Genomic DNA, 23,922 nt, shown 5'->3' with positions numbered 1-23,922 from the left:
CGCGCAGGAAGGCATTCAGGGGGCGGGTTCAACAGGCGTCGACGGCGTCCGCGACGTAGCCCAGCTTGCGGGAGATATCGTCGGCGTTGCGGCGCACCAGCGCGGCGAAATCCGCTTCGGCATCCGCGTGCAGGCGTTCGCGCGGCCCGGTCAGGCTGATGGCGGCGAAGACTCGGCCGGCGGCATTGCGGATGGGCGCCGCGACGCAATGGCGCCACTCCTCGCTTTCGCCGTGGTCGATGGAGTAGCCGCGTTCGCGCACCTGGGCCAGTTGCTGCCGCAGGATGGCGGGCGACGTGATGGTGTTGCGCGTGTAGGCGGGCAGGCCCTGGTCGATCACGCGCTCGATGATGCGTTCCGGCTGATAGGCCAGGGTCGCCTTGCCCGTGGCGCTGCAATGCACCGAGGCGCTTTCCAGCGTCACGATGCGGTTCAATTGCTTGCCGCCCGGCTCGGCCCGCTTGACCATCACGATTTCGAAGCCGTCGAACACGCCCAGATGCACGCCCAGCCCGGTGCCGCGCACCAGGGCGGCGATGTTTTCTTCGGCCTCGCGCTGCAGGTCCATATTCGCCAGCACGACGTTGCCCAGCTCGAAAATCTTCAGGCCCAGGCGGTAGCGTTCGCGGTCGCGGTCCTGCTCGATGAAACCGATGCTGCGCAGCGACGCCACCAGCCGGTGGACGGTGGGCCGGGGCAGGCCGGTGCGTTCGGCGATCTGCATCACGCTCAGGGCCCGGTCGCGGCGCGAATAGCATTCCAGGATGCTCAGCATCTTGGAAAACGACATGACCTGGCTGGGGTTGCTTTGTCTGGCCGGTTTTTCCGGCGGTACGGCGTCGGGGGAAGGGCGGCGCGCGGCGGGCGTCCTGGCCATTTCTTCTAGTCCTGGAGAACGGTTCGATCGCGATCGATTCTACGTCACCGGTCTTGCGCCGCGCCCCAACGAGCCGGTTTCGGGGGTTTTTGTGCCGCTTTTAGCGGCGTTGGGCGGCGGCCGACGTCACTAGAATGAGCCGGTCCCGGGTATCGGGCGAGCTCACCGCTTCCGAACCGGCCGCCTTTTCACTGGCCCGCATTCATGAATAAATCGACCCTGATCGGTATCGCCGTCGCCGTCGTGACCCTGGCCGCCGCCATTTTCACCTCGGCCCCGCAGGCGATCGCCTTCGTCAACCTGCCCGGCCTGGGGATCGTGCTGGGCGGCACGGCCGCCGCGCTGTTCATCGGCTATCCGCTCGCGGAAATCCGCCGCATCGTTCCGTTGCTGCGCATCGTCTTTCGCGACGAAAAGGTGGACACCCAGCGCGACATCGACGAGCTGGTCTCCCTGGCGCATAGCTGGGCGGGCGCGGACGTGCATGCCGTGGAACGCGCCCTGCAGGACGTCTCCAACCCCTTCCTGCGCACCGGCGTGCAGCTGATCATCGACAACACGCCGGAAGAACAGATCGTCGAATTGCTGCAATGGCGCATCGCCCGCATGCGGGCGCGCGAGCAGGCCGAGGCGCAGATGTTCCGCACCATGGCCAGCTTCGCGCCGGCCTTCGGCATGCTGGCCACCCTGATCGGGCTGGTCAACCTGATGACCGTCCTGGGTTCGCAGGGCATGGACGTGATCGGCAAGCAGATGGGCATCGCGCTGATCGCCACGTTCTACGGCATCCTGGTCGCCAACCTGATCTGCAAGCCCATCGCCATCAAGCTGGAGCGGCGCACCGAGCAGCGCCTGGTGCTGATGAACATGGTGCTGCAGGGCATCTCGATGATGTGCGAGCGCCGCGGCCCCGCGATGGTGCGGGAAACGCTGAATTCCTTCATGGAAAACGTCGAAGACGAAATCCGCGTGCAGCCGCCGAAGAAGGCGCGCGGCAAGGCGGCGGCGCCTGCGGGATCCAGGTCCGCCAGGGCCGGCGCCGGATCCGCCGCCGCCTCGTCCACGGCGTCGTCCACCGCGTCGGCTGCAGCCAGGACGTCGACGCGCACGGCGCCCACCTTGTCCACCGAACAATTGCTGCGTGAAGCCGCGCTGCGCGGCCGCGTCACGTCCCAGCGTTCATGAGCGCCAACCCGACCCGCACGTCGTGGATCGACATCGCGGCGCAGCGCAAGGCGGAAGAAGAACGCCGTCGCCGCGACCGGCGTCAGGCCATCCATCGCAATCGCTACGAGCGCTGGCATGTGCCGGAAACCCTGGACCGGGAGCCGGACAACTGGCTGATGACTTATCTGGACCTGATCACGCTGCTGCTGGCCTTGTTCGTCGTCATGCTGGCCCTGACCCGGCTCGGCCCCGGCCTGTCGGCGCACCCGCCGGAAGTGGCCGCCGGCGTCACCTTGGCGAAGCTGCCGCCCGCGCCCGATCCCGCGTGGGCCAAGGACCTGCCGGCCATCCCCGCGGCGTGGGCCGATCTGCCCGACTCGGAACCGGCGGAGCCGGCCGTCACCGCACCGGCCGAGCCCCTGGAAAAGCCCGCCAAGCCGGTCAAGATGCCCACCGCCGAACAGCTGGGCCTGACGGAGCTCGGCAAATCGGTCGACGTGCAGATCAATCGCCAGTCCGTCAGCTTCCGCATCAGCAACGAGCTGCTGTTCACCTCGGGCCAGGCCACCCTCAGCAAGGAAGGCGTGCCGCTGATCAAGAAGCTCGCGACGGTGATCAACCGCAGCAAGTATCCGGTGTCGGTGGAAGGCCACAGCGACAACGTGCCGATTCTGACGCGGCAATTCGCATCGAACTGGGACCTGTCGGCCAGCCGCGCCACATCGGTGCTGCGGGAGCTGGTCAACGACGGCGTGGACCCGCAACGCCTGCGCGCCGTCGGCTATGCCGACACCAAGCCGCTGGAAAGCAACGACACGCCGGCGGGCAGGGCGGCAAACCGGCGCGTCGAGCTGATCATGCGCATCGATCCCAGCGCGCCGCAATAAGCCGCGCCGGGGCGAGCATCCGCAACCCGGCTTACTTCTCCGCCCAGGGCGCCACCTTCCACAGCGCCTGGAAGGACGCCTCTCCGGCTTCCAGTTCCTTGGCGTATTCCTGCGGCGGCAAGTACCGCAGCGGCGCGAACAGATCGCGCGCCTTGGCCTGGAATTCGGGATCCTGGACCGTCCTGGCGACGGCGGCGACCAGCTTTTCCCGCACGTCCGGCGGCAGGCCCTTGGGCGCCGCCAGCCCGCGCAGGGACGCCAGCACCACGTCGTAGCCTTGCTCTTTGAAGGTCGGCACATCGGGCAGGGCCGGGGACCGCGTGTCCGCCATCTGGCCCAGGAAGCGGACCGGCGTGCCGCCTTTCTGGTACTGCAGCACCTCGCCCACGTTGATGGCGCCCACCATGATTTCGCCGCTGGAGACGGCCTGCCGCACTTCGCCGGCGCCCTTGTACGGGATATGGCTGAGCTTCACGCCCGTGGCGCGCTCAAAGCGCAGCATCGCCAGATGGTCGTCCGAGCCGGCGCCCGTGGTGCCCACCGTCACCGCGCCCGGATGCGCTTTGGCGTAGTCGGCCAGGTCGGCAAGGGATTTGATGGGACTGGAATTCAGCACGGCGAAGGAGCCGGGGTCGTCGATCAGATTGCCCAGCAGGTCGAACTGCTTCCAGGTAAAAGGCGTCTTGCGCTCGATCGGGATGGTCAGCAGATTGGGCGTGTTGATGAAGCCGATGGTGTAGCCATCCGGCTGCGCACGCGCGATTTCGCCAAAGCCGATGGCGCCCCCGGCGCCGGGGCGATTCAGCACGATGATGTGCGCGTCGTTGCCCAGGTACTTCTGCAGAAAGGGCGCCATCATGCGCGCCACCAGATCGGTGCCGCCGCCCGGTCCATAGGACACGATCATGTTGATCGGACGTTCCGGATAGCCGGCCGCCTGCGCGTGCGCGGCAAGCCCGAGCGTGGCGGCCATCAAGGCCGCGCCGGCGGCGGCGCGGCAGAAACCGCGGCGTGTATGGGACTGCTTCATGGTGAGTCTCCTCCTGTGGGGTTCTGGTGTGGACCTATCTTCGAGCAGGCTGTGGGGTGCCGTGCCGGCCGCGGCACGGCCGGCGAAACTAGGCCAGCTTCGCAATGCGCGCCGCTGCCCGTTCCCAGACCTCCGGGTTCACGAGCCGCGGCGGACGTTCGCCTCTGAACATCATCAGAAGCTGCTCGGCCGAACCGCGCGCCACGCTGCGGCGCGCCTCGTGCGTGACGCCCCCGGTATGGAAGGTGGCCACCACGTTGGACAGTTGCAGCAGGGGCGCATCGTTGCCGGGCGGCTCGCGCAGCCACACGTCCAGGCCGGCGCCGCCCAGATGGCCGGACACCAGCGCGGCGTGCAGCGCGTCTTCGTCATGGATGCCGCCGCGCGCGGTGGTCAGGAACAGGGCGCCCGGTTTCATGGCCGCGTATTGCGCCGCGCCGAACATGCCGCGCGTGCGGGCATCCAGCGGGCAGTGCAGCGAGACGATGTCGGCGTGCTTCAACAGCGTCTCGAAATCGGCCGGTTCGGCGCCGCGCGCGCGGATCGTGTCCGCATCCAGCAGCGGATCGAACGCCATGACGTGCATGCCGAAACCCTTGGCGATTTCCGCAACGCGCCGGCCGATCTGGCCGATGCCGATCAGGCCGATCCGCTTGCCGCGGATCTCATGGCCCATCAGCGATTCGCGCGTGAAGCCGTTTTCGGTGCGCAGACGGTTGTGCGAAAGAACCACGCGCCGCTCCAGCGCCAGCAGCAGCGCGAAGGTCATCTCCGCCACGGAATACGCGTTCATTCCGGCCTGGTTCACGACCGCGATGCCGGCTTCCGTGCAGGCCTCGACGTCGATGGTGTCGAAGCCCGCGCCCGACGAAGACACGCAAACCAGTCCGGGACATTCGCGGATCAATTCGCGCGATACGAACCAAGGGCGGGGCAGTTCGTCCTTGGCGGCCGAGACATGGTAGGCGTGCGCGCTGCGCAGGCCGGCCAGGGTGCGGGCATCGTCGCCGCGGCTGGGCAGCACCGTCAGCGAGGCCACGCCGGAAGCCGCGACCAGCTCGTCAAAAACCGGATCGACCCACAGATCGAGCCGGCAGATGTTGTAAGGGGTGTTGTCGCAAGGGGCTGAGGTGCGCATCGCGCGGCGTCTCCTGGAGTTGTTTTGGTGATGTGGCGGTGGGCCAACCGGCCATCATGAAAATGTATTAGTTATGTATTTCATATAGGGGTTTGCCCGAAGTGATAACGCAAAACAGGGCGCGATATAAAGCACATTGTTTTTTTTATGTACTTTCAAAAATGAAAATTGCACTGCTGGGATGCGGCGAGGTGGGGCATTGCTACGCCGCCGCGTGGCGCAAGGCGGGCCATACGATTCATGCGATCTGCGAGCTGCGGCAGGACGCGGACATGCAGGCCCGGGCGCAAAACCATGGCGCGGCCTTGTACGCGGCGCCGGGGCCCTGGCTCGCCGAGGCCGACATCGTTGTGTCGGCCGTATACGGCCATGCCGCGAAAGCGATCGCCGAACGGGCGCTGCCTTATCTGCGCGCCGACGCGCTGTACGCGGACTTCACCACGGCCAGCGCGGCCGACATGCGCGCCGCCGCGGCGGTGGCGGCCGAAAAAGGCGTGCCCTTCGCCGACGTGGCCATCATGGGGGCCATCGCCTTGCTGGCCGAGCGCACGCCGCTGCTTTGCGCCGGCACCGGCGCACAGGCCGCGGCGGCCTTCACGGGCGGTTGCGGCGCGCCGGCGCAGGCCATTGCGGGCCAGGCCGGCGATGCGGTGCGCTTGAAGCTGTTGCGCAGCATCATGACCAAGGGCATGGAAAGCCTGACGGTGGAATGCCTGGTCGCCGCCGAAAGCCTGGGCTTGCGCGATGCCCTGTACGAAGTGCTCGCCGACATCGACCGCATGCCGCTGACGCGTTTCATGGATTCCTTCGTCCGTTCGCACGTGCTGCATGCGCCACGGCGCTTGGCCGAAGTGCGCGAGGCCCGCGAACAATTGGCGCAGGCCGGGCTGCAGCCCCTGGTGCTGGACGGAGTAGAGCGCCTGTTCGCGCGCACGGCACGCGGCATCGAGGCCGCGCGCCATGGCGGCGCGCCGCTGGACCTGCCGGATACCGTGCCCGCGCGACTGGCCTGGCTGGCGACGCTGGCCGCGCAGGACGGTGCCGCCGAAGCGGATCGCGCGAAGGTCGCGTCATGATCGAATGAACGCCGGATCCGGATGTGGTGGAATGCCGTCCGGAAACGGAAACAGCGGAGCAGGGCCGGCGTCGCGGCAGACCGCGCGCCGCGCCCCCATAACAAGCAGAGTGAGGAAGACAATGCGTGCATTGAAACGACTGGCCGCCACCGCGGCATTGGCGGCGCTGGCCGCGACGGCCGGCGCGGCCGACCTGGGCGGCGGGCCCATCACCTTTATCTCGCCATTCCCGCCCGGCGGCGGCACCGATACGCTGACCCGCATGGTCGGCGCGGCGATCAGCCAGGACACCGGCTGGAACATCGTGGTGGAGAACAAGCCGGGCGCCGGCGGCAACCTGGCCCTGGATGCGACGGCGCGCGCCCGGCCCGACGGGCACACCCTGGTCATGGCGCAGACCGACAACATCGTGCTGAACCCCTGGCTGTACAACAAGCTGCCTTACGACACCTTCAAGGACTTCAAGCCGGTCGGCCTGGTGGCCTCGTCGCCCAGCGTCTTCGTGGTGCTGCCCGATTCGCCGTACAAGACGCTGGACGATGTCGTGAAAGCCGCCAAGGCCAAGCCGGGCCGCGTGTCGCTGGGCATTCCGGGTATCGGCGGCAGCGGCGATTTGATCGGCTACCTGTGGCGCAAGGCCGCCGGCATGGAGCTGATGCACGTGCCGTATCGCGGCTGGGCCCAGGCCTTCCCGGACCTGATGAGCGGCCGCATCGACCTCTACACCGGCTCGGTCGCATCGCTGTTGCCGCAGATTCGCGGCGGCAAGGTGCGCGCCCTGGCCGTGGTGGCCGACGAACGGTCCCCGGCCTTGCCCGACGTGCCCACGTTCGCCGAAAGCGGTTTCAACTCCATTACCCAGACCATCTGGTGGGGCTTGATGGCGCCGGGCAAGACGCCGGACGACGTGGTCGCGACGCTGAACACCGCGCTGAACCGCAGCCTGGAAAAGCCGGAGCTGATCCACAAGCTGGAAGACGCCGGCTACAGCGTCATGAAGGGCACGCCGCAGGATCTGGCGCAGCGCTATCGCGCGGACTACGAAACCTTCGGCAAGGTCGTCCAGGAGGCCGGCATTCCCAAGCAGTAGGGCCGGCCCTGGTTTTGCCGCGGGCCGGTCGCCGGCGCACCCTGCCGCCGAACCCTGCCGCCGAACCCGCGGCCCGCGATCGGCTACCATCGCCTTCGCGGCGGACCGGTGATTACCCGTCTGCGCCGGCGCTTCCCCGGAAAACGCCGGAATGCATTCCCTTTGATTCACTTCTGTAGGAGCGCCGGCATGATCGGCTTCGAAATCCACACCCGCAAGCGCGCCGTCAGTGCGGCCGTCGTCGAACAATTCCGCCGCATTCCCGTGGCCAACATCAGCGACTGCATGTCGCGCATGACCGCCGGCGGCGCCCGCCTGCGTCCCATGCACGACGGCACGGTGCTGGCCGGTCCGGCGCTGACGGTGCGCTGCCGCCCTGGCGATAACCTGATGGTGCACAAGGCGCTGGACCTGGCGGTTCCCGGCGACGTCATCGTGGTCGACGCCGGCGGCGACCTGACCAACGCCATCATCGGCGAAATCATGACCACCTACGCCGCGTCGCGCGGCATCGCGGGCATTGTCATCAACGGCGCCATCCGCGACGCCGGCACCATCCGCCGCAATCCGTTTCCCGTCTATGCCGCCGGCATCACGCATCGCGGGCCGTACAAGGATGGCCCGGGCGAAATCAATTGCACGATCGCGCTGGACGGTATGACGATCGAGCCCGGCGACCTGATCGTGGGCGACGAAGACGGCTTGCTGTGCGTCCCGTACGACCAGACCGATGCGCTGTACCAGGCGGCTTCGGCCAAGCATGCGGCGGAAGAACAGACCATGGCGCAGATCGCCGCCGGCAAGCTCGATACGTCGTGGGTTGACGCGCGCTTGAAGGCGCAAGGCTGCGTGATGCCCAGCCAGGGATAGCCGCCTGCGCGTCAGGAGGTTTCTTCCGTTCCGGCCGCCGCCCTGGCGGCCGTTTTGCGTTGGCCGCGGAACAACAGATGGGTGGCGGCTAGATGCAGCCGCATCGCGGCCTCGGCGCAGGCCGGATCGCAGGCGCGCAGCGCCGCGATGATCTGCCGGTGGTGTTCCACGCTGCGCAGCATGTCCTCGCGGGAATAGAAATAGAACGAGCCGATGATGATCGGCAGGTCCAGCAGATCGTCGACCACCGCACGCACGCGCGCCGATTGCGCCGCTTCGATCAATGCATGGTGAAAGCGGTTGTTGTAGTACTGGACCTTGTCCACGCGATCGGGGTCGTCGGACTCAATGGCCCGCAGCATCCGCGTGTTCAGGTCTTCCAGCGCATCGATCTGCGCGGCGCTGGCGCGCGCGGCGGCCGCGCGCGCCGCATAGGGCTCCAGCAGCAGGCGCAGTTCGAAAGCATCGTTGATGTCGCGATCCGACCAGCCCAGCACCACGGTGCCGCGCCGCCCGTCCCGCTTGACCAGCCCTTCGGCGGCCAGCCGCTCGATGGCGTTGCGCACGGGCGTGCGGCTGACGGCGAGTTCGCTGGCGATGTGCTCCTCGCGCAGGCGCTGTCCCGGCAGGAAAGCGCCGGACATCAAACGGCGGCGAAGTTCCGCGTACACCAGATCGCGGGCGCTGGGCATGTTTGCTGGGTTTCCGAACGCGTGGTGAAGGCGCTGACTATACCGCAGGCGGCATGGCGCGCCGTCTCGATCGCGCCACGGCGCAAGACGCCTTGGCGGCGGGCGGCGTCTCGGCCGTGACGGCGAAGTCGTCGGGCCTTCGGATCGGCCAATGGTTGCGGCGCTGCGTTGCGTTTTCTTTCATCCATCGTCCGATATCCAACGACAAAGTGTGGCAATTTGGCGTCATTGTGTCTTTACATATACACACAAAATACTTCGGCCAGGATTACATGATTCTGAAGAATCGTCGCAGATAGGCGGGTATCCGCGCTATTTAGATACAAAAAGTCCCACTGCGGCGCACTAGGCCGGTGCATCGCGGAAAAAAGTTACACAAAAAGCAGTTTTCGCACGAGACCGGGCGTGGCATCTTCCTGCTCAGCATTTGTAGACAATAGACATATCGGTTCCGAACTCATGCTGCAGAAAGTAGTTGAATGCAACATGCCGGCCATCCTCCTGCGCGGAGCCGAGCCCCTTTTCGCCGCCTGTCCACGGCGCGCCGCCGCATTCCGCGGATGGACCGCGAACCCGTTATCCCGGCGGTTTTTTCGCCTGTCATGGCCGCTTCCGGCCTCGCCTTGGCCTGCCCCATGACGCGCGTCCCGAATTCCGTTCCTTGTCTGTCGCACGGCGTCCGTCGGGACGCCGAGCCCCCCGAAAGCGTCATGCCCCGCACCGGTTTCGTTCGCCACGCGGACGGGGCCGTGCGATCGGCACGCGTATGCGAGTCGCTTTTCTTTCTTCTGTCCCGTGAGGTTTCGCCGCCGCAGCCGCGCCCTCCGTACTACATCAACAATCTGGGAGTAAGTTGAATGGCTCACACCACGAAGCGGTCCACCATGCCGAGCGGCGGTCTCGCGCGCGCCGATAAGGCCCGGGCCCCGGCATGTGCTTACCACCGTTCCCTGCGTCGCCGCATCTACGCCGCGCTGCGCCGCGCGCACCGGGTGCTCGGTTTGAAGCGCAAGAACCTGGGCCTTGGCGCGTTGTGCACAGTCAGCGCGGGCATTGGTGCGCGCGCATCGGGATCCAGCTTCGCGTCCGCCGTCGCCACGCCGGGCGGCATGGTGTGCACCGCCTTGGCAATGGCGCTGTTCGCGACCCCGTCCGCCACGGTGGCGCAGAGCACAGGCTTTACCGCCGGCGGCGGTACCCTGGGCAGCGGTGTGAGCAATGGCATCGCCATCGGATGCGTGAACCAGGCCGCCACTGTGACAAGCACGACGGGCGGTACCGCGATCGGTTGCCGGACGCAAACCAGCGGCGACAACTCCACCGCCTTGGGCACGGACGCACGCGCGTCGGGCCTGCAGACCAACGCAATGGGCGTCAGGGCAAACGCGGGTGGGGATAACTCCATCGCATATGGTACCGACGCGGGCGCGGCCGGGCTTCGCGGCGTGGCCATCGGTATGACGGCAAAAGCCAACGGCGTCGATTCGATCGCACAAGGCACCACAACGACCGCCGGCGCGCAAAACGCCATCGCCATCGGCTTTCAGGCGACTGCGAGCCAAGTAAATTCCCTTTATCTGGGATCCCGGACAGGCGTGGGAACCGGCGCCCTTGGGCAAAGCGCGGTCGCGATCGGCACGGATGTGACGGCCTCCGCTATTGATGCTCTAGCGATCGGACGGCAAAGCGTGTCCTCGGCGCAGAATGCGGTTTCTTTTGGCCACCTCGCCGCGGCGACAGGCGCGAACACGATTGCAATCGGTGGTGAAGCCGCGTCTTCGGGCGGCAACGCGACGGCGGTTGGTTATCAGTCGCAGGCAAGCGGGAATCTGACGACGGTCATCGGCTCCGGAGCGTCTGCGGCGCAGACCGGCGGCACGGCCATCGGCGCCGACGCGCAGGCGGCCCTTTCCGGATCAACGGCATTGGGTAATCGTGCCAACGCATCGGGCGGCAACGGCATCGCCATCGGCTATCAGTCCATTGCTTCAGGCCTCAATTCGATGGGTGTGATGGTCAATGCGAATGCCAGTGGAAACCGGGCAATTGCAGTAGGCACGAACAGCGCCTCGTCCGGGGCGTCTTCCATCACGGTGGGGGATACCTCGCAAGCCACTGCTGACTACGCAACAGCCATGGGTCGTCAGGCGCAGGCCACCGCGCTCAACGCGACGGCCATCGGTACGGGCGCCGTCGCTTCGATAGCGAACAGCGTCGCGCTGGGCTCCAATTCCACCACAGCTGCCGCCGTCGCCACGCCGAACGTCGTCATCGGCGGCACGACATATACCTTCGCCGGCGGCAGCCCGGCTTCGACGGTGAGCGTCGGTTCTGCGGGCGCGGAGCGCACCATCACCAACGTGGCGGCCGGCCGTATCCGGCAGGACTCCACCGACGCGATCAACGGCAGCCAGCTCTACGCAACCAATCAGGCGCTGTCGTCGGCAATCGCGGGCGCGGCGTCGCATTACTTCAGCGTCAACGACGGCGGCACGGTAGGCGCCAACTACAACAATGATGGCGCGACTGTCGCCAACTCCGTGGCAGCCGGTATCGGCGCTCGGGCAACCCAGACGAATGCCGCGGCCCTCGGCACATCCGCCGCTGCGACCAATGTCGGAGCAACGGCCATCGGCTCGGCCGCCGCTGCGTCGGCGTACCGATCGACGGCGGTTGGATACGGGGCGGCCGCCTCGGGCCTGGGCGGGATGGCCATGGGCTACATCGCCAACGCCTCGGGAGTTCAATCGACCGCCTTGGGCTATAACGCGAATGCGCTCGGGGACGCTTCGGTCGCCCTGGGATACAACTCCAGTGCTGCTACCGGCACCGGGCCCTCCGTGGCGATCGGCTACAACAGCAATGTGACCGGCGTCAGCACGGTCGCCATAGGGCACGCAGCTTCCGTGACCGCAGATTCCGGTGTCGCGATTGGCGTCAGCGCAAAGGCGAGCGCCGCCCAAGCCGTCGCAATGGGCGCGAACGCGGTGGCCGCCGGCGGCAAGGCGGTCTCGATCGGCTCCGGCAACACCGCCTTCGGCGACGGCGCGGTCGCGATCGGCGACCCGAGCTACGCGAGCGGCACCGGCGCCTTTACGGGCGGCGCGAACAACATTGCCAATGCCGACGGCACGGCGAGCGCCACCGCGGCCAATCAGGCCAATGGCGCTGTGGCCATCGGCAACAGCAACGTGGCCATCGGCCAGGGTTCAGTCGCGATCGGCAATGCGAGCCGTGCAGGAGCGGCCGGCGCGGTAGCCTTTGGCGATGGCGCCGTGGCCAACGATGCTCGCGCTGTGGCGTTGGGCTCCGGCTCCATGACGGCGGCAGCCGTGGCGACGCCGAACACGGTGATCGCCGGCCAGACCTACACCTTCGCCGGCGATAACCCCACCTCGACGGTCAGCGTCGGTTCGGTGGGCGCGGAGCGCACCATCACCAACGTGGCGGCCGGCCGTATCGCGCAGGACTCCACCGACGCCATCAACGGCTCGCAGCTCTTTGCGGCCAACACGGCGATCGGCGCCGTCGACACGCGCGTGACCAACGTCGCGAACAGCGTCGGCGACATCCTGGGCGGCACCACCGTGGTGAATCCGGACGGCACGATCACCGGGCCCACCTACAACATCCAGGGCGATACCTACAACAACATCTACGACGCCTTCACCGGCATCGATGGCGACCTGACGAACATCAACAATACGCTGAACAACATCGGCAACGGCGGCGGCATCAAGTACTTCCATGCCAACTCCACGCTGGCAGACAGCCAGGCCGTGGGCGCCGACAGCATCGCGGTGGGCCCCGCCGCGGTGTCCAATGCCGCCAACAGCATCGCCATCGGCAACGGCGCGGTCGCCAGCAACGCCGGGTCGGTTGCGCTGGGCAGCGGCTCGACGACCGCGGCGGCGGTGGCGACTCCTGGCGCAACCATCGCCGGCCAGGCGTATACCTTCGCCGGCACGGCGCCCGCCAGCACGGTCAGCGTCGGCAGCGTGGGCGCGGAACGGACCATCACCAACGTGGCGGCGGGCCGCATCCAGCAGGACTCCACGGATGCCATCAACGGGTCGCAGCTCTTTGCGACCAACACTGCCGTCAATACCGTCAGCGGCCGGGTCGACAACATCTCCAGCAGCATCGGCGACATCCTGGGCGGTACTACGGTGGTCAACCCCGACGGCACGATCACGGGGCCCACGTACAACATCGGCGGAAACAGCTACACCACGATCAGCGATGCCTTCACGGCGGTGGATGGCGATCTGAGCAACATCAACAACCAGTTGAACAACATCAGCAACGGCGGCGGCATCAAGTACTTCCATGCCAACTCCACGCTGGCCGACAGCCAGGCGATCGGCACGGATAGCGTGGCCGTCGGTCCCCAGGCCGTGGCCAACAACACCAACAGCATGGCGATGGGCAACGGCGCGCGTTCCAGCATCGATGGCGCGGTCGCCCTGGGTTCGGGATCGGTGTCCGATCGCGCCCTGGCGCCGACCACCGGCACGATCCCGGTCGGCACCGGCGCCATCGAGTACAACACCAGCGATTGGGCGCTGCTCGGCGCCGTTTCGGTGGGCGACGCCACCGGACAGACCTACCGGCAGATCATCAACGTTGCAGACGGCACGGAGGCGCACGACGCCGTTACGCTCCGCCAGTTGCAGGGCGCCATCGGGTCGGTGTCGGCCACCGGTACGCGCTACTTCCATGCCAACTCGACGGCGGTGGATTCGGCGGCTGTCGGCCAAGAGTCGATCGCCGTGGGCCCGACCACCGTCGTCAATGGCGATAACGGTATCGGGATCGGTAACGGCGCCATCGTGGAGATGAATGCGCCGGGCGGCACGGCCATCGGGCAGGCCGCGCACGCCTGGCGATCGGACGCGATCGCGCTGGGCACCAGCTCCAGCGCCGGCGGCGAGCAGTCGATCGCCATCGGTGCGGGCGCGCAAGCCACCTACTACGGCAGCGTCGCCCTGGGCGCCAATGCGATCACCAACGTCGGCGCGCGCAGCGGCTATACGGCTTATGGCCTGTCCGCGCCGCAAACGTCCGTCGGTGAAGTATCCGTCGGCGCGGCAGGCGCCGAACGGCAGATCACCAACGTGGCCGCGGGTTCGGCGCCCACCGACGCCGTCAACGTCAGTCAATTGAAGCAGGTGGCCCAGAACACCGCCGATTCGCTGGGCGGCGGCGCCTCGTACGATCCGAACACGGGTGCGTACACCGGGCCGACCTACAACGTGGGCGGGCAGACGTTCAACAACGTCGGCGATGCGCTGAACCAGCAGAACACCATCGTCTCCAACCAGGGCGGCAGCATCGCCAACATCATCGGCGGCGGGGTCACCTACAACCCGCAGACCGGGACGATCGGCGGCACGATTACGGTGGGCGGCCAGACCTACACCAACATCGTCGACGCCATCACGCAGACGGCGGGGCAGGCGTCCAATTCCATCCAGTACGACAACTCCGATCGCAGCTCCATCACGCTGGGCGGCTCGAACGGCACGGTGATCCATAACGTGGCGGCCGGCGACGTCAGCCAGAACTCCACCGATGCGGTCAACGGCTCCCAGCTGTACCAGACCAACACCACGGTGAACAACCTGGTGGAAGGCAAGATCGGTTTGGTCCAACAGCAGGGATCGAGCGAACCGATCACCATCGGCGGCAATACGGGCGGGTCCATCGTCAACGTCGGCGGCACGGACGGCGACCGCCGCATCAGCGGCGTTGCCGACGGCGTGGCGCCGAACGACGCGGTCACGGTCAACCAGCTCAATAGCGTGACGCAGGGACTGGATGGCCAGTTCGCCCGTTTGAACGACAAGATCCACGGCGTGGAAAGCCGGGCCAATGCCGGCATCGCGGCGGCGATGGCCATGGCGGCCTTGCCGCAGGCCTATCTGCCCAGCAAGAGCATGTTGAGCCTGGGCGGCGCCACCTGGAACGGCGAAAGCGGCTATGCGCTGGGGCTGTCGACCGTGTCGGACAACGGCTCGTGGGTATTCAAGCTGTCGGGGGCAACGTCTTCGCGCGGCGACTACGGCGGCGCGGTCGGCGTGGGCTATCAATGGTAAGGGGAGATCCGACCATGCAGAAACGATTCAAACAACTGCCGCTGGCGTGCGCCGGCATCGTGCTGGGCCTGACGCTGGCGGGTTGCGGCAACCTCAGCAAGATCGACAGCCAGGGCCGTTCCGCATCCCCGGTATGGCCGGACCTGTCGATGGCCATGCAGCCCAAGGGCAGCTATCCCGACCTTTATCACCTTTCCATGGTGAAGGCGGGGATGAACAAGGACCAGCTGTACGAGCTGATCGGACGGCCGCATTTCCAGGAAGGCTTCTACGTGCGGGAATGGGACTACCTGTTCCACATTCCCACGGCCGAGGGCGAGACGTTGTGCCAGTACAAGATTCTGTTCGACCGGCACCGCACGGCGCGAACGTTGCTTTGGCGCACGCCCGCCTGCGAAGAAGCCGCCAAACTGGCGATGCGCAACGTGAAAAAGCCGTCGTAGCGCGGCAATCGATGCGATCATGTCGAGCACGGCCGGCAGCTGCCTTCGGATATGAGCGCCGGCCGGTTTCATTGGAGAGTTGAATGTCCAGGTTAGTTTCGGTTTCCTTCGTCGCGGCCGCATCCCTGTTGGCGGCCGCTTGCCAGCAGATGCCGGCCTCGCGCTCGTCCCAGGCCGGCCAGCCGCCGGCCATGCCAGCCGCCGCCGCGCCTGCGCAGCCGCCCGTCATGCCGGTGGCGCAGGGCGCCAACGCCCCCGTCGTCGAGTTCCGCCTGGCGCAGAACGAGAAAGACAAAGGCCTGCAATCGCTGAAGCTGGGCGGGCGCGAAGTATGGATGCTGCCGCAGCCCGTGATGACGCGCGTGGACCTGGAGTCCGTCGCTGCCGTGCGAACGCAGGACGGCCATCCTTACGTGCGCTTCCAGTTCAATCCCGTCGGCGCGCAGAAGCTGGCCGCCGTGTCGCAGCGCTTCACCGGCAAGTACCTGCTGCTGAGCATCAACGGCCAGCTCGTCTCGGCGCCCACCATCGGCGGCGCCATGAATCAGGGCCTGCTCTTCGTTCCCACCGTCAACGACCAGCAGGCCGTCCAGGTGGCGAACGTCATCGCCAGCAACCCGGCCCCGGCCGCGCAACGGCCCGCGCCCGCGACGCAGAGCGCCGCCCAGGGCGCACAACGGCCCGCGCGCTGATCGGCCGATCGGTCTCGTCCAACGGGCGGCTTCCGCCCGGCGGACCGGCGGTTTCTGATAGGCTCGATCCGGGGTGGAAAGACGGGCGCCCGCGTGGCGCCCGTTGTCATCGCCCGGCGTGCCGCGCTTCATGCCGCGGCACGAACCCATCGATGGGAGAGAGCCATGAACACGCATCGAAGGAAGTGGCTGGGCGCGATGGCCGGCGGCGGCCTGATCGCGATGCTGCCCATAAGCGCCGGCGCGCAAGCCGCGCAGGACAAGCCGCGCATCGGCGTGATCGGCGCCGGCAACGTCGGCGGCACGGTGGGCGCCCTGTGGGTGCGCGCCGGCTATCCGGTGATGTTTGCGTCGCGCCATCCTGACGAACTGAAGCCCCTGGCGGCGCGCCTGGGCAATCTCGCCTCTACGGGCACGCCGCAACAGGCCGCCGCCTATGGCGAGGTGCTGTTCTTCGCCGTGCCGTATGGCGCCTTGCCGGATCTGGGCCGCGAACTGGCCGAAGAGATACGCGGCAAAGTCGTGCTGGACGCCTGCAATCCCATTCCGCGCCGCGACGGCGAGATCGCCGAGCAGGCGCTGCGCGATGGGGTAGGCGTGACCTCCGCGGCGCTGCTGCCCGGCGCGCGGCTCGTGCGCGCCTTCAATTCGCTTAGCGCAAACGCGGTCGGACGCGAGGCGCACCGCGCGGGCCAGCCGCTGGCGATACCCATTGCGGGGAACGACCAGCAGGCGCTGGAAGTCGCCGCGCGGCTCATTCGCGATGCCGGGCTGGAACCCGTGGTCATCGGCCCGCTTGCATCGGCGCGTCTCACGCAGCCCGGCGGCCCCGGCTGGCTCGTCGCCGAGACCGCGCCGGCGTTGAAGGCGCGTCTGGGATTGCCCTGATCAGGCGTCCGATGCAAACCGGCGTTGCGGGACGGGCCGGCGCAGCCCTACCATCTGGGCGTTGGACCACATCAACGCATCCAGGACCGGGGGAAGGGGAGAGCGCATGGGGCTGAACAATCGCGGCGGCGTCGTGCTCGCGCTGGGCGTCACGCAGACGATCGCATGGGCATCCTCTTACTATCTGCCGGCCGTGCTGGCCGCGCCCATGGCGCGGGACCTGGGCATCGGCGTGCCCACGGTTTTCGCGGCGTTCTCGTTCGGTTTGCTGATCTCGGCGGTTATCGGGCCTTACGCGGGCCGGGCCATCGACCGGGCGGGCGGCAAGCCCACGCTCATCGCCACCAATATCGTGTTCGCCCTGGGGCTGGCCGGGCTGGGTTGGGCGCAGGGCGTGGCGGGTCTGTTCGCGGCCTGGGCGCTGCTTGGCCTTGGCATGGGAGCAGGCTTGTACGAGGCCGCCTTCGCCGCCCTGGTCTCGCTGTATGGCAAGACGGCGCGCAACGCCATTTCGGGCATCACGCTGATCGCGGGATTCGCCAGTACCGTGGGGTGGCCGCTGTCCAGCTATCTGGATGCGCAGATCGGCTGGCGCGGCGCGTGTTTCACGTGGGCGGCGGTGCATGTGTTGCTGGCCTTGCCATTGAATGCGCTGTTGCCGGCGGCGCGGCGGGCGACCGCGCAAGCGGCGTCGCCGGACAGCCCTGAAAACGGACACGTCCCGCCCGACGCCACGCGCAACGCGGTGCTGCTGTCCATCGTCTTTGCCATTACCTGGTTCATCAGCACGGCCATGGCGGCGCATCTGCCGCGATTGCTGATGGCGGCCGGCGCCAGTTTCGCCGCGGCGGTCGCGGCGGGGACGCTGGTCGGTCCCGCGCAAGTGGGCGGGCGTCTGCTGGAGCTGGGCGTCTTGCGGCGCATCCACCCGCTGCTGTCCGCGCGGCTGGCGGCAACGGCGCATCCGTTGGGCGCGGCCATCCTGCTTGCGCTTGGCGCCCCTTGGGCGTCGTTGTTCGTCCTGATGCACGGGGCGGGCAACGGCATCATGACCATTGCCAAGGGCACGCTGCCGCTGGTGCTCTTCGGCGCGCACGGCTACGGGGCGAAGCAGGGGGGGCTGATGGTGCCCACGCGCATCGCGCAGGCCTTCGCGCCCTGGCTGTTCGGGCTGTGCCTGGATCACTGGGGGGCCGGCGCGCTGTGGGTGTCGGCGGGGCTGGGCGCGGTCGGTTTTCTTGCGCTGATGGCGTTGCGATCTCCGGCTGGGGAAGCACCGGAGCAGCAGGACAGCCGCTTGCCCACATGAGGCGTTTGGCACCGGGGAGCCGGCGACGGCGCCCTACGCGGCGTGCGCGCGCTTGCCACATGCGCCCGAATCCTGGCGGAAACGGCGCCCGCGCCATACCGGCGCGCAATGGCATCCGCCGCCGGGTTGGTCGACAGCGCGTTGCCGCCGCTATGTCTGCGGGCCGCTGCGATGCTCCGCCAGTGCGCGCAATCGCGCGATTGCCAGCGCCACCTGGTCGGCCTCGCTTTGCAGCTCGTCGCGCGCCGGCTGGGGCAAGGGCGGCGCCGTTTGCCCAAGCATGCGTTGCAGGATGACCAGTTTTTCCCCCAGTGCCCGCACGGCCGTCCAAACGGCATCTTCCGTCGCCTGCCGCTGGAAGGCTGCCAGGCTCGCCAATGTGTAGGCATGTCCGGTATGGCAGCGATATCGCACGGGCGGCGATTGCGTCAATTCGAACAGCGTGCCGCCGCAATCGGGGCAGGTCAGGGGAGACGGCTTGCCCAGCGCCTCCAGCATGTCCACTCCCCCCGTTTGGCTTGCCAGCTCCTGTTCCATGCGCACCTCCTTGCCCGGCTCGGCAGCCGGTTCCGGGACGTCGCGGCGCACCAGTTCATCGATCAGCCGGCCCATCTCGTGCAGCGGCGCCACGCGGTCGACCTGGACGTTCGCGATGGCGTTGCGCGGCATGTCGCCTTGCTCGGCATCCGCCGGATCCTGCACCAGCGCCAGGCCGCCGCAATGCTTGACGGCCGCCAGACCCGCGCTGCCGTCGTCCAGCAGTCCGGTCAGGATCACGCCGATGCAGCGTTCGCGAAACGTAATCGCAGCGGACCGGAACAGCGGGTCGATGGCGGGACGGGCGTGATTTTCCTTGGGGCTTGCCAGCAGGCGAATGCACGTTCCTTCCAGCACCATATGACGGTCCGGCGGCGCCAGATAAATGGTGCGCGCGGCGATCTCCTCACCCTCGCTGGGCCAGACGGCGCGCAGCGGCCCGGAGAAGTCCAGGAGTTCCGCCAGCTGGCTGCGGTGCGCGCCGATATGCTGGACGATCAGCACGGCCGCGGGCAGGTCCGCCGGCAATGTGGCGACCAGGCGTTGCAGGGCCTTGATGCCTCCCCACGATGCCCCAATGACGACGCACTTGCGCAGATCCGCTGACGCCATGGCGGCACTCATCCTTCGTTCGGATGCGGTGGCGCCGCGGCGGGTCAACAGGATCCATCGCGGCCACCGGCTTTGCCCGCCGGAATGCGCGCGGGAAACCGCTGGGCAGCAAGCGGCATACCGCGCCGCACGCGGGAAAACGCATCAGCCCGCCGCCCGGCAGAAACCGTTTGGCGTGCTCGCCTTGCCATACGTTCGGCCGATGCGTGGACACGCGCGCGGCGCTATAACGCCTTGACCGGATCCGGCCGCGCGACGCCCGCGGGTATCCGTTGGCGGGCGTACCGCTTCCGGGGGCATGGGGTCCGCGGCTGGACAACCGGCCTGGGACAGGCGTAGATTATCTCGTAATACGATATAAAGGACCGCGCACCGCGGGCGTTGCGGCGGACGGCCGGTGTTCCTCACCGCACCGGCGGGCCTGCCGCCGCCGTGCGCGCCATTCCGGAGATTGCCATGAACGAATTGCTCACCGGTTTCGTCGGCGCCGAATTGACCCTGCTGGGCGTGCCCGGCAAGTCGGCCCCGGCGCCACGCCAGACGCCCGCCGTCCCGAAGAACGCGGCGACGTCGGCAGGAGCTGAGACGGCGGGAACGGATGAGCCGGGCGCCGAACCGGCCGTCCGCTTTCACCAGGACGACTACCGCACCGCCGCTTGCTGAAGGCGCCGCGGCGGGGACGCCGGCTCAACCGAGACTCGGACGAAGCTCAGACCCCCAGCAGCCGCCCGACCCAGCCGCTCAGGGCAGGTCCGGCCACGACCATCCCGACGCCCGCAATCACCAGGGTCAGGCTGGCGACCACGCCTTCTTCGCTATCGCGCTCGCGCGCGCGGGCCGCGCCGAAGCCATGGGCGGCGGCGCCGAACGACGCGCCGTGGGCAAGCCGCGAACGCAGGCGCAGCAGGGCCAGCAGCGCGTCGCCGGCAATCATGCCGACCAGCCCGGTGATGATGGTGAAGAGCGAAACCAGTTCGGCCGAGCCGCCGGTGCGCTCGGCCAGCGCCACGGCAAACGGCGTGGAAATCGAGCGCGCCATCAGGCTGTGCGTCACTTCCGGCGCGAAGCCGAACATGCGGGCCAGCAGGCAGCTGCTGACCACGGCCACCACCATGCCGGTGACCACGCCCAGCCCCAGCGACAAGGCATGCCGCCGCGCCACGTTGCGATATTCGTAGATGGGCACCGCGAAGGCGACGGTGGCCGGCCCCATCAGCCACGTCAGCCAGTGCGTTTCCTGGAAATAAGCGGAATAGGGGATGCGGGCCAGCACCATGACGACCACGGTCAGCGCGGGCACCAGGATGGCGGGCGACACCCACGGCTTGCGGTAGCGCCGGTACAGCGGTTTGACCAGGAAATACAGCAAGAGCGTCCAGGCCAGGCATAGAAAGGGCAGCACGGTTTGCATGGCGTTCATCAAACCGTCTTCTCGCGGGTCTGGCGGCGGGCCAGCTGCGCCAGCCAGTCCTCCAGCCTGCGGCCGGCATGCACGGCCAGCGCGGTCGCCGCCATCACCAGCAGGGTGCCGAAGCCGATGGCAAGCACCAGTTGAACGCCCTCGCGGCGGAACAGGTCCGAATACTTGACCACGGCGACGACGCTGGGAATGAAGAACAGCACCAGCTCGTTGAGCATCCAGTTGGCCCCGCCCTTGATCCATTCCACCCGGACCGCGCCCGACAGCAGCAAGGCGAGCACCGCCAGCAGGCCGACCACGCCGGGCGCCAATGGCAAGCGCAGCCACGCCGTCAGATGGACGGCGGCGGCGAAGCAGAAAACCAAGGCGAGGATTTGCACGGGAACCGTCATGGGGCGGCGCAAGCGCGCGCGCCATGCGGAAAGGGAAGAGGGCGACTTCATGTTGCGGTTACTGCCATTGCGACTGCACTGGACAGAGTGTAGGCAGACGGGCGAAATGTATCCAGTGAATTATTTCTATTTCTGTTATTCCAGGATGGCATAATTGAAGCCGTCTTGAGGAGAACGGCTTTGGAACTGCGCGCGCTGAAGTATTTCGCCGAAGTGGTGCGGTCGGGCAGCTTCACCGCCGCGGCCGACACGCTCTTCGTAACCCAGCCCACCGTCAGCAAGATGGTCCACGTCCTGGAGGAAGAATTGGGCGTGGCGCTGCTATCGCGCGAAGAAGGCCGCCGCAAGCGCGGCGTCACGCCTACCGAGGCGGGCCGGCTCGTCTATGCGCGCGCCCAACAGATACTTGCCACCGAAGCGCTGCTGCACGACGACTTGCAGGGGCTGGACGACCTGACCCGCGGCAGCTTGACGATAGGCATTCCGCCGCTGGGCGCGCCGCTGGTGGCGCCGGCCATCGCGGCTTTCCATAAGCAGTGGCCCGGGGTCGAACTGAAGCTGCTGGAATCGGGCGCGCGCGCCGTCGAGCGGGCGCTGCGCGAGGGCGAACTGGACGTGGGCATCTGCCTGGCGCCCGTCGCGGAGGACATGGACGGCTTCCCCATCTGCGACTACCCGCTGCACCTGCTCGCGCCGCGGCAGGCGCGCTGGCAGGGCCGCAAGCAAGTGCCGCTGGCGGAATTGTCGGAAGAGCCCTTCCTGCTGTACGGCGAAACCTTCCAGCTGAACGAAACCATCGCGCAGGCCTGCCGCTCGGTGGGCTTCACGCCGCGCCTGGCATGCCGCAGCAGCCAGTGGGACCTGATCGTGACGCTCGTGGAATGCGGCATGGGCATCGCGCTGCTGCCCGCCCATTACGGTGAGCGCCTGGATATGCGGCGCTTTATTTCCATTCCCATCGTCGAACCGGAAATCCGCTGGCAGCTGGTGGTGAGCTGGCGCCGCAGCGCGCATCTATCGCGCGCGGCACGCGCGTGGGTGGACGCCACGCGCACGTTTTTCGGCGCCGGGGCGCCTGAGGCGGGGCAGCAGGCAGGACGTTCTCGCAGACCGGCCCGAGCCGGCCGCCAGCGGCCGGGCGAGTGACTGGGCCGGACCGGCGCCGGCTGGCGCGTGAGCCAGGCCGAACCGGTCTGGCCGTGTTGGCGCTTTTGTGCTGGCTTATGCCGCGGCCCGCGCGTCGGAGCGGCCATCCTGCAGCTTGCGCAGCTCGTCGCCCAGGTACGAGGCGATCGCGCGCATGCCGTACAAGCCTGCCTGTGCCTCGGCGTCGCTGTTGTAGTTGGTGTTCGTGTTGACGTCGTAGGTATAGATTTCGCCGCGCTCGTCTGTGATGAACTCGATGCCGGAAATGCCGATGCCGTTGGCGGCGATGAAGCGGCGGTATTTGTCGATGATCGGGTTGTCGAAGCCCTGGATGATCTGGAAGCGCGGCGCGGGCGCGGCAGGCGCCGTTTCGCCAACCGGGCAGAACGCGTCGCCGATCTGGCAGACGTCGGCGGGGCACAGTTCGAAGCCCAGCGACGTGTCGACCCGCACCGCGTACAGGAACTGCCCGCCCACGAACTCCACGCGCGTGATGTAGGGCTCCGGCGCGCGGATGTATTCCTGGATCAGCGTGATGCCGTCGATCGAGTCTTCGAAGGCGTCGCTGTCCAGGTGCTCCCGCAGCGCGTCGACGCTGTGGAACAGATGCACGCCCAATCCCTTGCCGGCGCGATTGTGCTTGGTGATGAACGAGCCCTTCATTTTGCCGGCGGCCGCCAGGATGTTGTCGCGCCCGATCGCGGCCACCGTATGCGGCGTGCGGATGCCGAAGTCCGCCAGCGCCGCGTACTGGGCGATCTTGCTGACTTCCAGCTGCAGGGCGCGGCCGTTGTTGATGACGCGCCGGCCATGCGATTCCAGCCACGCCAGCACGCCGGCGGTGTACTCGGGGGCATAGCGATGGCCCCGGCTGTGCGACGACGCGCTCATGCGGTTGTAGAACACGCCTTCAGGGGGCGCGGTGGAAAGGTCGAGCGTGCCCTGGTCCAGGAACCATTCTTCAAACGGCAGGTTCAGCTCGTCGAACGCCGCGCGCAGCGGTTCCACCCAGGTCGCGTTTTCGTGGATGACATAGATTTTCGGCATGGTCGCTATTGCTCGCGCTTATGGCGCAAAAGAGGGGTTTCCGGGAATCGTTATAACGAGCATACCGGCCGAGGTCCGCATTGAATATGGCGGATCCTGCATATGGTTATGCGGAAATCGTCTATCCAAGGGCTTGCGCGCCTTCATAGATGCGCCGGCGGCGGGCCGCGCTTGCACAGGGAACGTGGTACAAGCATGGACGCTTGCCCCATGCCCGTGGGCCGGCCGCTATCGCGGGATCCCGATGAAAAAGACCGACCTGGAAAAGAACAAAGCCCTGAAACTGATGGGCAAACTCAACGCCGCCGTGCCGCCCGGGCGCTATGCCGGCGCAGCGGCGCCCGACCGGCGCGAGCAGCGCAAGCTCGACCAGGCCGCCGGCCTGACGCCGTTTCCGGTCAAGCTGCGCCAGCCGGTGATCGACGCCGTGCGCGCCAAGGCCGATGCCGACGGCCTCAGCACCAATGACGTGATCAATGCGCTGCTGGCCGAAGCGCTTGAAGTCTGATGG

The 23,922-nt window shown here is 67.5% G+C and carries 22 protein-coding genes; 14 read left to right on the top strand and 8 right to left on the bottom strand.

Features of this window, described 5'->3' with window-relative positions; genetic code table 11:
• Nucleotides 1–28 precede the first annotated feature (28 nt).
• A complete protein-coding gene (locus CAL13_RS11155) occupies nucleotides 29–877 on the bottom strand; it encodes an IclR family transcriptional regulator (protein ID WP_198297834.1) in 849 nt (282 codons plus the stop codon).
• A 204-nt stretch (nucleotides 878–1,081) separates the two neighbouring features.
• On the opposite strand from CAL13_RS11155, the gene CAL13_RS11150 reads away from it, so the two are divergent.
• Together CAL13_RS11150 and CAL13_RS11145 are read left to right on the top strand one after the other, a co-directional pair.
• Entirely contained in the window at nucleotides 1,082–2,062 is a 981-nt protein-coding gene (locus CAL13_RS11150; protein ID WP_086072424.1) for a motility protein A, read from the top strand.
• On the top strand, nucleotides 2,059–2,931 hold the full coding sequence (locus CAL13_RS11145; RefSeq protein ID WP_086072423.1) for an OmpA family protein: 873 nt from the start codon (nucleotides 2,059–2,061) through the stop codon (nucleotides 2,929–2,931). Before CAL13_RS11150 ends, CAL13_RS11145 begins: the two co-directional genes overlap by 4 nt.
• A 31-nt stretch (nucleotides 2,932–2,962) precedes the next feature.
• On the opposite strand, the gene CAL13_RS11140 is transcribed toward CAL13_RS11145, so the two are convergent.
• The gene (locus CAL13_RS11140; RefSeq protein WP_086057458.1) at nucleotides 2,963–3,961 is read right to left on the bottom strand and encodes a tripartite tricarboxylate transporter substrate binding protein; all 999 of its coding nucleotides are present in this window, start codon (nucleotides 3,959–3,961) and stop codon (nucleotides 2,963–2,965) included.
• A gap of 88 nt (nucleotides 3,962–4,049) precedes the next feature.
• Complete coding sequence (locus CAL13_RS11135) at nucleotides 4,050–5,099, bottom strand: NAD(P)-dependent oxidoreductase (RefSeq protein WP_086072422.1); 1,050 nt, start codon at nucleotides 5,097–5,099, stop codon at nucleotides 4,050–4,052.
• Between the two features lie 161 nt (nucleotides 5,100–5,260).
• On the opposite strand from CAL13_RS11135, the gene CAL13_RS11130 reads away from it, so the two are divergent.
• The 3 genes from CAL13_RS11130 to CAL13_RS11120 all read left to right on the top strand — a co-directional run bounded on the left by CAL13_RS11130 (nucleotide 5,261) and on the right by CAL13_RS11120 (nucleotide 8,135).
• A complete protein-coding gene (locus CAL13_RS11130) occupies nucleotides 5,261–6,175 on the top strand; it encodes an NAD(P)-dependent oxidoreductase (protein WP_086072421.1) in 915 nt (304 codons plus the stop codon).
• A 121-nt stretch (nucleotides 6,176–6,296) separates the two neighbouring features.
• Nucleotides 6,297–7,265, top strand: a complete 969-nt coding sequence (locus CAL13_RS11125; RefSeq protein WP_086072420.1) for a Bug family tripartite tricarboxylate transporter substrate binding protein — start codon at nucleotides 6,297–6,299, stop codon at nucleotides 7,263–7,265.
• Between the two features lie 189 nt (nucleotides 7,266–7,454).
• Entirely contained in the window at nucleotides 7,455–8,135 is a 681-nt protein-coding gene (locus CAL13_RS11120) for an RraA family protein (RefSeq protein ID WP_086057454.1), read from the top strand.
• Between the two features lie 11 nt (nucleotides 8,136–8,146).
• Here the strand turns inward: CAL13_RS11120 and CAL13_RS11115 are convergent, their stop codons facing one another.
• Nucleotides 8,147–8,827 carry a GntR family transcriptional regulator gene (locus CAL13_RS11115; RefSeq protein WP_086072419.1) on the bottom strand — a complete coding sequence of 227 codons (681 nt, stop codon included), beginning with the start codon at nucleotides 8,825–8,827 and terminating at the stop codon, nucleotides 8,147–8,149.
• Nucleotides 8,828–8,880: 53 nt separating this feature from the next.
• Between CAL13_RS11115 and CAL13_RS11110 the strand changes: the two genes are divergently transcribed.
• The 6 genes from CAL13_RS11110 to CAL13_RS11080 all read left to right on the top strand — a co-directional run bounded on the left by CAL13_RS11110 (nucleotide 8,881) and on the right by CAL13_RS11080 (nucleotide 18,257).
• A complete protein-coding gene (locus tag CAL13_RS11110; RefSeq protein ID WP_086072418.1) occupies nucleotides 8,881–9,126 on the top strand; it encodes a hypothetical protein in 246 nt (81 codons plus the stop codon).
• Between the two features lie 558 nt (nucleotides 9,127–9,684).
• Nucleotides 9,685–14,925, top strand: a complete 5,241-nt coding sequence (locus CAL13_RS11100) for a YadA-like family protein (protein WP_086072416.1) — start codon at nucleotides 9,685–9,687, stop codon at nucleotides 14,923–14,925.
• Nucleotides 14,926–14,939: 14 nt separating this feature from the next.
• Nucleotides 14,940–15,368, top strand: coding sequence for an outer membrane protein assembly factor BamE (locus CAL13_RS11095; protein WP_086057448.1), 429 nt, complete (start codon nucleotides 14,940–14,942; stop codon nucleotides 15,366–15,368).
• An 83-nt stretch (nucleotides 15,369–15,451) separates the two neighbouring features.
• A complete protein-coding gene (locus CAL13_RS11090; RefSeq protein ID WP_086072415.1) occupies nucleotides 15,452–16,060 on the top strand; it encodes a SecDF P1 head subdomain-containing protein in 609 nt (202 codons plus the stop codon).
• Nucleotides 16,061–16,225: 165 nt separating this feature from the next.
• Entirely contained in the window at nucleotides 16,226–16,948 is a 723-nt protein-coding gene (locus CAL13_RS11085) for an NADPH-dependent F420 reductase (protein ID WP_086072414.1), read from the top strand.
• Nucleotides 16,949–17,054: 106 nt separating this feature from the next.
• The gene (locus tag CAL13_RS11080; protein ID WP_086072413.1) at nucleotides 17,055–18,257 is read left to right on the top strand and encodes an MFS transporter; all 1,203 of its coding nucleotides are present in this window, start codon (nucleotides 17,055–17,057) and stop codon (nucleotides 18,255–18,257) included.
• A 150-nt stretch (nucleotides 18,258–18,407) separates the two neighbouring features.
• Here CAL13_RS11080 and CAL13_RS11075 read toward each other — a convergent pair whose 3' ends face one another.
• Nucleotides 18,408–19,406 (bottom strand): chemotaxis protein CheB, encoded by a 999-nt coding sequence (locus CAL13_RS11075; protein WP_157664854.1) that lies wholly within the window; start codon nucleotides 19,404–19,406, stop codon nucleotides 18,408–18,410.
• Nucleotides 19,407–19,862: 456 nt separating this feature from the next.
• Here CAL13_RS11075 and CAL13_RS11070 point away from each other — a divergent pair, with 456 nt between their 5' ends.
• Entirely contained in the window at nucleotides 19,863–20,069 is a 207-nt protein-coding gene (locus tag CAL13_RS11070; RefSeq protein WP_086072411.1) for a hypothetical protein, read from the top strand.
• Nucleotides 20,070–20,115: 46 nt separating this feature from the next.
• Here the strand turns inward: CAL13_RS11070 and CAL13_RS11065 are convergent, their stop codons facing one another.
• Nucleotides 20,116–20,826 carry an LrgB family protein gene (locus tag CAL13_RS11065; RefSeq protein WP_198297833.1) on the bottom strand — a complete coding sequence of 237 codons (711 nt, stop codon included), beginning with the start codon at nucleotides 20,824–20,826 and terminating at the stop codon, nucleotides 20,116–20,118.
• Nucleotides 20,826–21,269: a CidA/LrgA family protein gene (locus tag CAL13_RS11060; RefSeq protein WP_086072410.1), complete on the bottom strand. Its 444-nt coding sequence runs from the start codon at nucleotides 21,267–21,269 to the stop codon at nucleotides 20,826–20,828. The genes CAL13_RS11065 and CAL13_RS11060 overlap by 1 nt, the downstream gene beginning before the upstream one ends.
• A gap of 129 nt (nucleotides 21,270–21,398) precedes the next feature.
• On the opposite strand from CAL13_RS11060, the gene CAL13_RS11055 reads away from it, so the two are divergent.
• Nucleotides 21,399–22,364 carry a LysR family transcriptional regulator gene (locus CAL13_RS11055; RefSeq protein ID WP_157664853.1) on the top strand — a complete coding sequence of 322 codons (966 nt, stop codon included), beginning with the start codon at nucleotides 21,399–21,401 and terminating at the stop codon, nucleotides 22,362–22,364.
• Nucleotides 22,365–22,439: 75 nt separating this feature from the next.
• Here CAL13_RS11055 and CAL13_RS11050 read toward each other — a convergent pair whose 3' ends face one another.
• On the bottom strand, nucleotides 22,440–23,411 hold the full coding sequence (locus CAL13_RS11050; protein ID WP_086072408.1) for an ATP-grasp domain-containing protein: 972 nt from the start codon (nucleotides 23,409–23,411) through the stop codon (nucleotides 22,440–22,442).
• Between the two features lie 244 nt (nucleotides 23,412–23,655).
• Here CAL13_RS11050 and CAL13_RS11045 point away from each other — a divergent pair, with 244 nt between their 5' ends.
• Nucleotides 23,656–23,919, top strand: coding sequence for a hypothetical protein (locus CAL13_RS11045; protein WP_086072407.1), 264 nt, complete (start codon nucleotides 23,656–23,658; stop codon nucleotides 23,917–23,919).
• Nucleotides 23,920–23,922 lie beyond the last annotated feature (3 nt).

This window comes from Bordetella genomosp. 9 (assembly GCF_002119725.1).
Lineage (GTDB): Bacteria > Pseudomonadota > Gammaproteobacteria > Burkholderiales > Burkholderiaceae_B > Bordetella_C.
This window is presented reverse-complemented; position numbering and strand designations above follow the sequence as displayed.